This is a genomic window from Sphingobacterium sp. InxBP1 (genome assembly GCF_026191775.1).
Lineage (GTDB): Bacteria > Bacteroidota > Bacteroidia > Sphingobacteriales > Sphingobacteriaceae > Sphingobacterium > Sphingobacterium thalpophilum.
On sequence record NZ_JAINDX010000047.1, the window covers coordinates 112,104 to 126,862 of the forward strand.

Here is a 14,759-nt window from a genome sequence, read left to right on the forward strand (position 1 = left end):
CTATAATTGCACCAGTGCGGTACGTTCTTGTTCGACAAAATCTTCCAGTAAGGCTACTGTCCGGTCGTTGCCACCCGCAGTCAGGAAAGTTGCTTGCACCGCTTTGGCCGCGATCCTGTATTTCGGGTTTTCCAGTAGCTCAAACACGGTTTCCCGTAAGACTTCGATGCGTAGGCGCTTATATCGGATACTGAGCCCGCAACCCGACTGCTCAATCAGTTTGGCCGTATGGAAATGATCATAAGCGATAGGAGTGATCAGCATAGGTAGTCCGTTCGTAAAAGTATCGTTCACAGTGTTAAATCCACCGTGACAGATAACCATATCCATATGTGGCATCAAGGCTGATTGAGGTACAAAACTGCTGACAATAAAGTTGGATGGCCATTCTTCAAATATTTCCGGTGCGGTGGCCGCAACAATTGTGACAGGCTGATCCGCAAAGGCCTCGATAAGCTTCCCGAAAAATGCCTTCCGGATATCGACCAGCAGCGTGCCTAAGGAGACGAATATCCGGGGCGTTGTACTGGCTGCAAGCCGTTCCCAGTCGAAAGCTGCATTGTTGGGCCGTCCTTTTACCGGGCCGACAAACTTCATATGTGCAGGCGCGGTTTCGAACCCTGCAAAAGCCTGTGATGTGAACACCAGGTTTAACCGGTGGGAATGGATAAAGATACCTTCATCAGAGATACCCACAGCCTTTTGCAGCTCTTTGATCAGATTTTGCTGCCACTCAAATACCTTTGGTGCATTTTTCTCCGTGTCGCCCATCACATCTGGGGGGACCGGAGTTGTTGTGACACAGGGTATCTGATGTTTGTGTGCAAACAGCGCTCCACCAAAGGTGATGCAATCGTTGATAATCACATCGGGCTGCCATTCACACATTAACCTCTCTAGTCCGGGCATCATCATCTTGGCAATCGGAACATAGGTCTCTTCGAGCGCCAGTTTCATCACTTCAGGACCGGAGCAGGAGGGACCATCATCCTGGCGCTTTAGGATATACTGCAGTTCTTCCTGAAAAGGTGCCAGTTCCGCTTTGGGATAGATGTAACGACCACCTGCGGGGATGTGCTGATCCGCCAGTGGCGTAATACCGAACCATCGGACTTCATGTCCACGTGCAAGGAGACTGGCACCTACGCTTAAGGTCGGACTAATATGTCCGAAAAAGGGTGGGACGACAAACAGGAACTTTGCCGGTTTGTCTGCGACGGCGGGTATGGGGACAATAGCACGCTCGAGGAGGTCTGCAGCGGTTGCTGTGCCTCCAGCATCTGTAAAAGACTGGCGTACCCTGCCTGCAGCCTCGCGGTAGGCAGGATTATTTAGTACGTTGTGGACGCTGTCTCTCAGGTGATGGGCTTTAAATCGGTTAAAATTGAGTCGCTCCCCAGCTCCGGTGCGCACTACACGTCCGGCGACATGGGACTGATCATAGGCAATGGGGATCACAACGAGCGGCAGGCCTTGAGAAAGGGTTTCGGACACTGTATTATGGCCACCATGACATATAACAGCATCCAGATGTGGCAACAGCTCCAGCTGAGGAACCTGCTGACAGACCATAAAGTTCTGCGGCCAGGTGTCGAAAAGCTGTGGATCCGAGACAACGACGACGGTGAGATACTCGTTTCTGAAGGCTTCGATCACCTTTTGAAAAAATGCCCGCTTATGATCGTGGTCAAAGGTGGTTCCTATGCTGACGAGAATTTTCTTCGCCCTGCTAGCATGGAAGGTATCCCAATCAAAGGCATGTCCAGAGTGGCGTTGGCTGAGCACAGGACCCGTAAAGTGGTAGTTTCTCGGCAGGTCCATTTCCCCGAAGAAGTAACGGGAGGTGAGGACAAGTGTGAGTAAATCCGAACAATCCAATGGCCGATCTTCCGTCACGCCCAGTTCCCGCTGCAGGGCCACAATCTGCTGTGCTTCCCATTCATGTACTTTTGGCAGTTCGCTGACGATTTTAATTGCCGCGGGCGCTGTCACTGTAGTAGCATAAGGTAGTCCAAGCTGCGTCGCAGCGATTGAGGCTGCAAAAAGCTGGTGGTCACCGATGACCAAATCGGGCTTATACGATTCCAACAGCGCAAGGGTTCCCTTGTAGCAATGCCGGTTTAAAGGAACCAGTACGTCCTCATATAAAAACTTGATGCTATCAATGCCATAAACGACTTTTTTTGAGATAATATCAAGATATTTTTCACTTTGTTTTTTTTCATCGTCAGTTTGGTCGTATTGTATCAACAACAGTTGCCCGCCGTCCGGAAGCTTTGCGGACAGGGCTCGGTCAAGACTGATCCAGGCGACCTGATGTCCTCGTGCCAACAAGGCAGCGCCAATGCTTAACGTTGGATTGACGTGACCTGTTAATGGAGGAACAACGAATACAAATTTAGCCATGGTGTTGCAATAAAGTGTTAGATAAAAATTGAATGATAGCCTCCGCGAGCTTTACCGGCTCCTGTATCGGGATGTTGTGATCACCGGGAACCAGTTGAAGCTGCGCTGTGCTTATTTTGGAAGATAGCCATTCGCCCGTCTGCCTACAGTTGGAGTTAGTCCCATAGAGTAGCAGCGTGGATGCAGGAAGCCTGTCGGTATCCATATCGCGCAGAAAATACTGCTCCCTGGCCATATCAGATTTGATGCTGGTCTGGTGAAATAGAAACTCATAAAGGCGGTGGTTTTTTTCAAACTGACGTTTACCCATCTTCAGTTTTGTCGTATCGGTAAAATTGGCGATATAATGCGCCAAAAACTCTTTGCTATATTCATCTATGATATGGCGCGCCTTCTCATCCTGTGGATCTGGAGCTTCCATCACCACTAAACCTTCAATCCGCTCCGGAATCCGCAAAGCCGTTTTCAGCGCGATCAGACCACCAAAACTATAACCCGCCAGATAGACTTTCTGGAGATGAAGAGTATCCAGTAATCCGTTCAGATCGCAAGCCATGCTATCGAGATCATAACCATCGCGTGTGCGCTCGCTCAGACCATGACTTTTGAGGTCATAAAGTACCACGTGAAAATGCTGTGCCAGGATCGGAGCGATATGAAAATAATAAATGGACAGGTTGCTGAACATACCGTGGATCAGTACCACAGTATGTTCGGCACCCCGGTTCAGTTCCTGCACATGAACGTTCCAATTGTTGACCGTGATTATTGGCATTCGTAGATATAATTGATGATCATACGAAGGTCCAGATTGATCAGCTGATCCAGATCCATGGAGGACAACCAGCCCGTGAAATCGATCTGATCGCCAAAATGAGCTTTTATTTTCTCTGAAAAGGAAACGATCTCAATGCTGTCCATTTCCAGGTCTTTTGTGAACGAGCTTTCCGGTGTGATGTCCATTTCTTCGACGAATTCCTCTCCGATTACCTCTGTGATAAAGCCTTTCAATAAGGTAAAGAGTTCGTCGTGGTTCATTTTTAATGCGGTATTTAAAGTGTCCATCCGATAATATAATTTTGATGTTTGATTGTTTTGATTTTTATTTGATTAATCCAGAGGTGATCTCCCTCGATGCGCTCTACCTGATAACGTTTTGGGTTCCCTTGGAGGCCCGTGCCCATATATTTTCCATAAGCTTCTTTCGCGGTCCAGAAGCGCGTCGTCCATTCGGCCTGATTCTTATCCTTTAGCAATGCCTGTTCAGCATCTGTAAAAACCAGCGGATAAAATCCAGCGCTGCGCTCTTCAATAAGCTCCATGTCGATGCCGACAGGTTTGCCCTGTTGTGCAATCGCCACCGCGTCTCTGCCCTTATGGGCCAAGGAGACATGAATATCTTCTGTCATGTCCCCATGGAGGTACGGTCTGCCGACTTCGTTGGAGCGAATTTCAAACACGATGGGATAACAGGGGCTATCTTTATGCTGTGTCAACAGATGTCGCACAGCATCTTTGACCGCCACGCGGCCTACCATCCAGCTTTTTCTGCGGTTGGGCAGCAGCTGTTGGTAATACTGCTTTTCTGTTTGGTTGAAATAGCGTTTGAGAATGAAGTCCCATGAAGCTACCCGGGTATAGGCTTGGTGAAAGTAGAATATTCCCGGGGCGATTTCCTCGGAAAGCCTATTGTGTAAGGGCGACATGGATACGTTCCACAGAGCAGCGTCGATTTCTAGTCGGCGGTTTTGCCAGCCCCGGATGGCACACCATATTTTTCCCTTACGAAGCAGGGTGATGTCTGCAACCGCAAACTCGTCATTCAGCTCGGTTAGGACACAGGTACAATCGAATAGGCCATCCTGATCGTGCATAGCGTCAAAAAACTCTATTTCTTTGATCTTAACAGGAAAAGCGATGCGGTCTTTGGTCAACGTAAGCTGCAGCCACAAGCCAAACAGCTGACCGGCGTTGTCCAATAAAGATCCTTTCCCGCCGTTGCCTTTGATTTTGCCGGAGATGCCCTTTTCGCCCACAGCGCTGATTTCCAGAATGCCTTGATAGGCTGGCCCGTGAAACATATGTTTCTCATAGATTTCTTCTGGAGTCCGGGTAATGGGGAGAAGCTTTCCAATGGACAAATCCACGGTAGGCGGTACAGGCCATGTATCTGCCAGCAGTACTTCGGCATTCGCAAAATTTTCGATTTCTACAAAGGCATGATGAGCCGAACGCCATTCTCCGTTCACCGTCTTCTCAAAAGGCTGCGCTACATTCATCCATTGGAAGACGCTGACCTGCATAATTTTGTGAATTGTGGTCTGCGGTCGTTCTGCCTGAGCAATTTCGGCCAGCAGCTCAAAAATCATCGTCATGGGAATGACCGGTTCCATATCAGCAACTTCTGTCCAGCCTGCTGGCTGCCGCAGGAGACTATGGTCGATCAGGTAAGGATGGCTGTCCAGACTGACCTTCAAAGCTGTTGAAAAATGTGTGTTGGAATGGAGAACCGCCGATAGACTAGGTGGGGGATTCGGTGCCAGCACAGTGGACTGCATCCGGTTTTGGAAGGCGGCCAGCACTTCCTCCTGCATGCGCATCATTTCAGCCATATTATCCTGAAATGCCCGTACCAGCGGATGTCCTATATTTGTTTTGCTGACCGCCGGCTGCTGCTGGGCGAGATTAAAATACTGTCCCAGGCTTTTGACAGCATCAAAATTACGTACGATGGGGGATCCCAGCTGCAGTCTGATCCCGTTTGTGGCAGGCTTCTTGACTGCCTGCTGCAGGGATAGGAAATCGAGTGGGACTGTTTTTCCCTCGACAAAAAGTGCCGCAACGACACGTTGTAGCTGTGCTAGAGCGGAGCGGCTTGTTACACTGGATGCCAGCGTGCTGAATGTTTTACCTTTTAGTGTGTCGTCGATAAAACCGGTCAAGCCACCTGTACCCACCTGTATAAAAAAGCGAGCGCCCTCTTCATAGAGCTTTTCTGTTAATTCACGGAAACGGACGGGTTGGACAAGGTGTTCGGCGCTCAGCTGCCGGATCGCTTGCTGGTTTGCCGGATAAGGCTGCAATGTCGTTGCCGACCACAAAGGAATCTTTGTTTGCTGAAAGGTCACCTTTTCCATACCGGCCAGAATAAGCTCAAGTCTGTCTGCCACAAAGGGCGAATGGAAACCGGATTGGAACGGTAAAATCTGATGGAAAATCTGTCTGGCTTTCAATATTGGAACGAGCTCTTCAAGGGCCGCAATGCTGCCGCATAATATCACTTGATGCGGGCAATTGTCGTTCGATACGTATACATCGGGAATTTCCGCGATCAAGGGTTGCACTTCTGCCAGACCGGCCCCGATGGCAATAAATTTAGAATCCCTGAGTTCAAAGGTCTTCGGGTCGAGCACATCGATGAGCTGCATGACAGAACTCGCTTCTGCGAGTTCTGAAGAATATCCGGCTAGCCATTCTCCTAGGCTATGTCCCGCATTCATATCGGGGTATATCCCAAGCTTCTTAAGTGATTTGTCGAGGATGCTACACCTGTTAAATATATCCAATGCGTCACTCAAAAGGTCGTTTCCCTCTATTTCTATCGGGGCTGCCAGACTAAAATAGCGTTTCACGGACTCGACCTCTCCCTTGGCCAGGCCATCCAGCCCGGGGAATACAAAGGCGATTTTACCGCCCTGTTGCAACAGCGGGTCGCAGGTGTACCAGATATCCTGTTTATTTCGCCACGGTTTATTCTTGGAAACGATTTTGATTGCTTTGTCGATCCTGTCTGCTGTGGGGTCGAATACAGCGAGGCGATAGCTACCTTCGCCCGGATCGGTCTCCTTATTATGCAGTGCGCTGAGCAGCTCGGCGTGGGTGGGGCGAGCAAGTACCAGTACGGGGTCTTTTTTGATGCTATCGTAAGCTTCCAGTACCACATGTGCGTTGATGCCGCCAAAACCAAAGGCATTTACGCCAGCGACTTTTGGCAACCCTGACCGTGACCAAGGCTTAGCTTCCTGTATAGGGGCAAAGCGTGTTTGTTCCATCTCAACTATAGGATCTTCGCAGTAGAGAGTTGGAGGTAAGGTGTCGTGGTATAGGGCGAGGCAGGTTTTTATTAAACCGGCGATTCCCGCAGCGGGCATGGCGTGACCGATATTGGATTTGACCGATCCGATACCGGCACTGAGGACGGAATCTTCGTTTCCAAAAAACTCTGCAAGGGTCTGCAGTTCCGTCTTATCACCCAGAGGTGTTCCCGTGCCATGTGCTTCCAGATAGCCGATTTGTTTTACATCCAGCTGTGCATTTTGCCAGGCTTGCTGCAGAGCCTTCAGCTGGCCCTTGACCGACGGTGTCATCACACTGCTACCATGGCCATCACTGCTGACACCTACACCCTTGATCACCGCATAGATCTTATCTTGGTCGCGCAGCGCATCCTCCAGCCGTTTCAAGACGACGAAACCGCATCCTTCACCGATAAGCAGGCCGTCGGCATCCTTGCTGAAGGGTTTGATCTGCTCGTTGCGAGACAAGGCACCCAGTTGTGCAAAAATGCTCCAAAAAGCGGCATTCTGACCCGTGTGTACAGCACCGGCAACGATCATGTCGCTGCGGCCACGCAGCAGCTCCTGTACAGCATGGTCCACAGCAATCAGGGCGCTGGCGCATGCTGCATCAACGGTGAATGCCACACCGCCCAGATTAAAGCGGTTTGCTACCAGGGAGGCTACAAGATTGGGAATCAGACCCATGGCTGTGTCTGCAGCAAAGCGTCCTTTTCGCTCCTGAAAGGCCTGTTTCACCTTTTCAATTTCGGAAGCGGGTACATCCGGCAGCAGTTCCTGTAAGAGTGCCGCCATTTGTTCACCGGTTCGCACGATTTCGATGGCGCGTGTCGCGCCCGGACCGGTATAGTTACCTTTGCCGATGATAATACCCGTTTTTTCAAGCGAACGTTGCTTTTGGAACACCCCCGCATCTGCCAGCGCTTTCTGTACCAGATCTAGTGTCAACAGATGGTCTGGTTCGGTGCCTTCAACGGCGAGTGGCAGTATTCCATAAGCGGTGGGATCAAATGCATAGTCTGGAATAAATCCGCCCCGTTTACAATAAAAACGGTCCACGCTGCTTCCCCCACTGTCGCTAAAATGGATGGGATCGATCCGGTCCGCTGGTGCAGGTTGAGTGGAATCGACCTTATTGATGATATTTTGCCAAAAAGTGCTGGCATCATGTGCACCGGGAAAAACACAAGATAGGCCGATGACGGCAACATCTGTTGTATTCATAATCATGGATATGTTACCAATTATTGCCTGACATGATTAATACCTGGCTTTCCGTACCGTACTTGATCTCGTTCAGGAAAATTTCCTTTCCTTCTTCCAATGGAATAAGCGATATACCGCGGCGCTCATATTCTGTTTCCAGCGTCTGCGATACCATACCGGCCCCTTTCCATGGTCCCCAGTTGATCGAGATAACCTTGCCCTTCAGCCGTTTGTTGAGGGTATTGGCATAGTCGTCGAGCACACTATTGGCTGCAGCATAGTCGGTCTGGCCTTTATTGCCATATACGGAGGCAATGCTGGAAAATAGGACGACAAACTGGCAATCCGGATGCAGTTGTTCGGCAAGCACACGCAGTGGTCTTACTTTAGTGTCAAAGACGCGCCCAAAAGAGCTGATCGTTTTTTGTCTAAAGAGTTTATCCTCCAGCAGGCCGGCACCATGAATGACTCCGTCCAGCTTGCCATATTCCTTATAGATCTGCTGGAGCAAGGCACTTAGCCCTATTTCATCGCACAGGTCCAGCGATTCGTAAACGACGGTGCTGCCCAGGCTTTCCATTTCCCGGATGGTACGAAGGATCTGGTTGTTCTTAAAGATACGCAAGGTCTCTTTTTCAATCTCTGCTGGGGTATTTAGCTGCCCAGATTTGATCAGCTGGCTTCTGATCTGATCCTTGGATGTCATCCTCTCCAGTTCAAGAGATGTGCTTGTAGCCAGTCTTGGATCTGGCGACCGTCCCACGAGAATATAAGTACAAGGGTAGGAGGCCGACATATGCTTTACCAATTCGGCCGTAATCCCTTGTCCACCGCCCAGGACCAGAACTACCGACTGTTGGTTCAGCTGAATCTGTACTTCCGTTATATCTGCGGATAAGGGGGATGGAATGGTGTCTATGGTATGGCGCTGATCATTTTTGTAAATTACTTCTACCCGTTTGTCGACGGTCAAAATCTCATTGATAGCGATCTCAGCGATTTCATCAGCTTCCTGAGGAGTTTGTAAGCTGATCAGCCTGCAGTTGGTCTGCTCAAACTCGCGGGCCAGACTTTTAAATAGTCCGGGGTAACCTTGATAATAGCGTAATGCCTGAGTATCCGCTGATCTCTGGACATGGGCCGGAATATCCGAAATCAGATACACCCATTTCGTGCGGTCCATGTTCATCTTTTTGATCAGACCTACATGGTCGATAATGCTACGCTTGACCTTAGCCGAATAGATATCCGTCATGATTAAGCCATCAAATACCGTCAGGTCTTTTTCGGTATTGAGGACTTCAGCGATGGCCCCATGTTTTTCGAGCATGGTTTTGATTGCCTGTGTTTGCTGCCCATGGTCAGGAGCAATCGCAAAACGTTTTCCCTGGAGGATATCGGGGGGCTGAGGTTTGCCAGTGGCAGCAGGAGTCAGACCGAAACGTAAGCGGGACAACGGGCTTTTGGGCGTGGTTTCAGTACCGATATCCGCAATCCAGGTAGCCAGACCGTTTAGTGTTTTAATGGCGGCTAACGTTTCCATCAGATCCTCGTTCTGCTCGGGTTCCTTGCCAAATCCCACTTTTGTTTTGAGTGCAGCAATGATTTCCATGCGCTTAATGGAGTCGATGCTGAGATCAGCTTCCAGATCGAGATCCAGCCCAAGCATTTCTTTGGGATAGCCCGTTTTTTCGCTGACAATATCCAAAATAGCAGACTGTAGTTCGGCCAGCGTGTAACTCTGGGGCTGTTGGGCCGCTGATGATGTCACTTCGGTTGACAAGGCCTCCTCGGCGATTACCGCAGTACCACTGTGCTCGGTTAGCCAGACGACCAGTCCATTCAATGTTTTGATAGCCGCCAGCTGCTCCATGATCGTGTCCTCTTGGCTATGATCTATCGTTAGCGCACCCAGCTGACTGCGCAATGTGCTGATGATCTCAACCCGCTTGATGGAGTCTATACTCAGATCTGCCTCGAGGTCCATATCCATGCCAAGCATTTCGGGCGGGTATCCGGTTTTGTCGTTGACAATCTGCAACAACAGGCTCTTGACGTCTTTCACCGGTGTTTGGGGAACTACGGTTGCTGCCGGCTGGGCGGTAAACAGTGTCTGGGTGGGAAGCGGCGAGGGCTGTTCGGCACCAGGAAGGACAGCTGGAGCTGCATAGGCAGGCATAGGGTTCACTGGCGGCTGCTGGCCGAGAAAGGACAGCATGACATCACGTTGAGCCTGAATGAGCATTTTCATGCTGTTTAAATATTCGTGTAGCATGCGCTCAGCAGTAGGATGCGCCTCTGGCGCTACGTTGTGGTTAGGGCTTGGTAAGTTCATATGGATCGGTTTCACTAGGGGCATAGCGCCATTGGCTGGCAGCGAACCGTTGATCGGCATCGCTGCTTGTCCGTTGACGCGCCATAGGGCAGGACTTTTTTTATACAGATGCGGCTGGTCAAGCTGAATTACCTGTGTTTGCCGCCCGTCAAATAATTTATGGATATGGAAATTGCGGCCGGTGCCCAAGTATTGAGCAAGCATGCACAGTAAATGGGTAAGTTTATTCCGGTTGTTGTCTTCCACATAAAGTGTAAGCTGATCCTGTGTCAGGCAGGACTTGGTTAAGCCTGTGAGTACTTTGCCGGGGCCGACTTCGATAAATAATCTGGCGCCGTCGGCGTACATGGCCTGAAGCTGTTCGACAAAGCGGACTGGCTGGACGAGGTGCTCGGTCAAGCGTGTTTTTATGGCAGCTGCCGTCGTCGGATATATACTGGCAGTGGTGTTGGACCAAACGGGAATCTGCATTTCGCCGAAGGGCACATTTTGAAGGATCTGTTCATAGAGGTCTTTCGATTTCGCGACCAGGGGGCTATGGAAAGCGCAGGCGACTTCCAGTTTTTTTGCAGATACACGTTCCTGTTTGAGTAAGATCATCAATCGGTCTATCGCTGCAGTGCTACCTGCGACGACACATTGTGTTGGGGAATTAAAGTTGACCGGATAGCATCCCTCCACCTGGCTGAGAACCGATTTTAGCTTTTCGGTATCCGCATGGACAGCGACCATGCTGCCGGGATCTCCATCTTGTACTGCGTCTAAGATTGCCTGCGCACGGCGGTTGCTTAACTCAACCAGTAAATCCTCGTCAAATACGCCGGCAAAACATAGTGCAGGCAACTCCCCATAGCTGTGTCCCGCCAGCATGTCGGGAGCGATACCTAGAGACTGAAGAAATTTTGCTAGGGCGAGGTCGACAATACCGAGCAGGGGTTGTGCTATTCGTGTATCTTTAATGGATTCCTTTTGTTTTTTTAAAGTATCCCCGTCGAAAACCATCGCTGGAAAAACAAGTTTTTCCATTTCCGGATGTTGGTCCATTAGCTTGCGCATGGCAGGGAAAATGACGAACAGGTCGCGGGCCATGTTGAGGCGCTGGCTGCCCTGACCTGGAAATAAGAAGGCGGTTTTGCCCGGCAGTGGCTTTACGATAAAGGTATCTTTACTTTCGATTCCGGACAATACCAGTTCGATCTTCATACTCAGATCTTCGGCGGTGTCGGCGACAATGCTCAGCTGCACAGGCTTCTCAGAGCCGGTGGCTAGGCTATAGGCAATATCTTTTAAGGGGAGACTATCGTTGATCTCAAGCAGTGCTTTCGTTTGTCTCAGCTGCTCTTTTGCCTCTTCGTAGCTTTCCCCACGGAAAACAAACAGTTCCGAAGGCCAGGATTTCAATGTGATGTCGTTGGCCGGCTGGGGGTGGCTGGCAATGACGGCATGGAAGTTTGTGCCACCGAAACCGAAGGCGCTTACACCAGCATAACGTCTTTTTTCTCCCCACAGTCCTGTTTCACCGTGAAAGGCAAAAGGACTGGTCTGTACGTTGTAATATGCATTCGGCTGCTGCAAGTGGAGTGTTGGCGGTTTTACCCCATGAAATACTGAAAGTGAGGCCTTGATCAGACCGGCCAATCCTGCTGCGCATTTGGTGTGTCCGATCTGTGTTTTTACTGATCCGAGCTGTGTCTGGGCGGGCAGGGCACCGGCGCGGCTGAATAAATTGGTAAGGGCACTGAGTTCGGTCTTGTCGCCTACGACAGTACCTGTGCCATGCGCCTCCACAAGACCTACGGCGGCGGCGCTGATACCAGCTTGGCTATATGCGCGCTCTAAGGCCCGTACCTGGCCTATTTTGCGGGGTGCGGTTAGCCCCAGCGCCTTGCCATCGCTCGACCCGCCGACACCTTTGATGACCGCATAGATGCGGTCGTCATCGCGTACCGCGTCGGCATACCGTTTCAGTACCAATATGGCTATCCCTTCACCCAGTGCGATGCCGTCAGCTTCGCTGTCGAACGTGGCACAGCGCCCTTTGCGCGAGAGCGCGTGAGTGCTCGAAAACATCAGATAATCATTGATACCATTGTGTAAGTCAGCGCCACCGGCGAGGACCATGTCCGATTTGCCGAGCACCAGTTCCTGACAGGCAAGATCAATTGCCGCGAGTGATGAAGCACAGGCTGCATCTACAGTGAAGTTGCGGCCGCCGAGGTCCAGCCTGTTGGTGATGCGGCCTGCAATGACATTCGCCAAGATGCCCGGGAAAGAATCTTCTGTTGTATGGGGCAATGCCGCTTTGACTTCGTCATGCAGTTCCCCAAAGACCTGTTTATAGTATCCCCTGAAGCTATAACTGTTAGCCAGATCGTTACCGCCTTCAGCGCCGATGATGACTGAAATATTTTCTCTGTTGATCTGTTTTTCACCATATCCGGCATCTTCCATCGCCCGTTTGGCAACCAGGAGGGTCAACAGCTGGGTGGGCTCTATTGCGGCCAGTGACTGAGGCGGTATCCCGAATGCGAGTGGATCGAAATCTATGTTGGGGATAAATCCGCCCCATTTAGAATGCGAAACATCGGGGCCATCCACGTCGGGCTGGTAATAAATATCTTTGTTCCAGCGCTCGTCGGGTACTTCGGTAACGCTATCCTTTCCGAGGACAATATTGCGCCAGTATTCTTCCAGATTTTTGGCTCCGGGGAAGATACAGTCCATACCGATGATAGCTATATCTAGTGCCTGGTCCGGCGACTCAGGCTGTTCGGACAAAAGTGCATCTTGGATATATTGTTTATTTCCGGTGGCGACTTGCTGATGGAGGCAGTCGATAGAGGTGACTTTATCGTGCATTGTGGCTACCTGTCCGATCATATACATACCCAGTTGGAGCTGTTCATTTCTCGGAATGGAGATGAGTTTGTCGCCTTGCCGATCAACTCCTTTCGCCGCAATTCGAAGACGGCCGACATTTAATTTTTCGAGCTCTTCCCAAATCAGCTTCTTGTCGATCCCCGCTGCAAACAATCTAGCTTTCTCCTCACTGAAATATTGGGCGAAGGCCGTATTGAGGCAACGTGTTTCATGCCCTGGCGCGGTTTCCAGTAGGACAGTGTCTTTGGCGTGTATCGCCTGTAACTGAAATTCCTTCTGGATGGCGCCCGTGTTTACCGCTTCTTGTGTGTAGAGGTATGCGGTTCCCATCAATACACCCACTTTGACGCCGCGGGCAGTTAGGGGAGCAGCCATGACCGAGACGAAAGCAGCCGATAAGGCGTCATGTATACCGCCTGCAAAAAATACGCTGATGTTTTCAGGATGATCTTCTTTAAGGATCCGTTCGATCTGTTTTTCCCAGAGCACCGTACTAGACAGCGGTCCCACATGGCCACCGCATTCGCGGCCTTCGAATATGAAGTTTTTGGTTCCTTCTTTGAGAAATATATCCAGTAATGCGGGGGAAGGGACGTGGAGGAATGTCGTGATGCCCGCTTTCTCGAAGACTTTCGCTTGTGCAGGTCTGCCTCCGGCAATCAATACCACAGGAGGTTTCGCTTCGAGGATATATGTGCGTTGTTCGTCGCGCAGTTCCTGCGGTGCAAAGCCCAAAATACCTACACCCCAGGTGTTGTCGCCGGCAAGCTCCTTGGTTTGCCTGATCAGATCTTTTGCCTGCTGGCCACGCAGCAGCGAGAGGGCAACAAAAGGCAGTGCACCCGCTGATGCCACGGCCTGAGCAAAGGCAGGGACATCGCTGACTCGCGTCATGGGCCCTTGTGCAATAGGGTAGCGCAGTCGGAGCTTTTGTGCCAGCCCATTGTTCTCGTCGATTGGTGCCAACTCTTTGGCCTGTTTCAGATGACCATGCATGGCTTCTCTGAATCCAAAGACAAGTTTTTTCAAGCTGTTGAAATCCTGATAAAGATCGCTTGCCAAAGCAATATCTTGTCCCATAGGGATATAGCTGCAGGCCGGATCAAGATCTTTGAAATGTTGCTTGAGTTCTTCCGCATCCGACTGTTCCGACAGCGCAGGCGAATTTGGGCGTACTAGTACGCGGTAGCCTGCGATAATCCTAGTTTCCGTGCCATTTAATTTGCTGCAGAGATCCTTAAAGTCTCCCGAAACACTGCTTTCCGGAAAGAGAGCCAGCTGGCTGTCCAGAACAACTCCAGTGGCTCCCAAAGCTTTTGCTGCGGCTGCAGTATGGAGGCCAACGCCACCTTGTATCCAGACCGGAATGTCCTGGATGACCCTGATGATGCGCTGGAAAAGTATAAATGTAGATTCGTAAGCGATCAGACCGCCTGCTTCGTTTCCTTTTATAATAATTCCCGCAGCTCCCAGCTTTTCGGCCTGTATGGCTTCATCCACGCTGCCTACCTGGTAAATGATGGACTTGGCAATTTCTGGACGATATTTTGCATCAAAAGGAAGGATGACAAGTTTTACGTTCTCGGGAATCTGTAGCGACAGTAGCTGAGCATTTGGAAAACAAATTCCATAAGGGTATAAAGCAGTCCTATCAAGCAGTTTCAGCGCTTCCCGGGCATTGGTTAAGTCGTGTCCCAAACTTAGTACGGGAAATGCACCCGCCTGATGCAGTTTGGGCATTAGGTTGACGTCAGGCTTTTCAAAAGGTGTTAATCCAATAATGGTTAAATTTTTCATGCATTGATGATATTGTAATAATAGCAGGGCACTCATAACACGTTCAGTACTGATCTTGT

At 50.3% G+C, this 14,759-nt stretch carries 5 protein-coding genes; all 5 read right to left on the reverse strand.

What is annotated here, in order from left to right; genetic code table 11:
* From K7A41_RS16160 to K7A41_RS16180, 5 genes are read right to left on the reverse strand one after another with little or no spacing between them, the layout of a single operon-like run.
* Positions 1-2,406 (reverse strand): glycosyltransferase, encoded by a 2,406-nt coding sequence (locus K7A41_RS16160; protein ID WP_265714494.1) that lies wholly within the window; start codon positions 2,404-2,406, stop codon positions 1-3.
* Positions 2,399-3,181, reverse strand: a complete 783-nt coding sequence (locus K7A41_RS16165; protein ID WP_265714496.1) for an alpha/beta fold hydrolase — start codon at positions 3,179-3,181, stop codon at positions 2,399-2,401. The genes K7A41_RS16160 and K7A41_RS16165 overlap by 8 nt, the downstream gene beginning before the upstream one ends.
* Positions 3,172-3,471, reverse strand: a complete 300-nt coding sequence (locus K7A41_RS16170; protein WP_028070551.1) for an acyl carrier protein — start codon at positions 3,469-3,471, stop codon at positions 3,172-3,174. Before K7A41_RS16170 ends, K7A41_RS16165 begins: the two co-directional genes overlap by 10 nt.
* Positions 3,459-7,706: a beta-ketoacyl synthase N-terminal-like domain-containing protein gene (locus K7A41_RS16175; protein ID WP_265714500.1), complete on the reverse strand. Its 4,248-nt coding sequence runs from the start codon at positions 7,704-7,706 to the stop codon at positions 3,459-3,461. The genes K7A41_RS16170 and K7A41_RS16175 overlap by 13 nt, the downstream gene beginning before the upstream one ends.
* Positions 7,707-7,719: 13 nt before the next feature.
* Complete coding sequence (locus tag K7A41_RS16180) at positions 7,720-14,700, reverse strand: type I polyketide synthase (RefSeq protein ID WP_265714502.1); 6,981 nt, start codon at positions 14,698-14,700, stop codon at positions 7,720-7,722.
* Between the last annotated feature and the right edge of the window lie 59 nt (positions 14,701-14,759).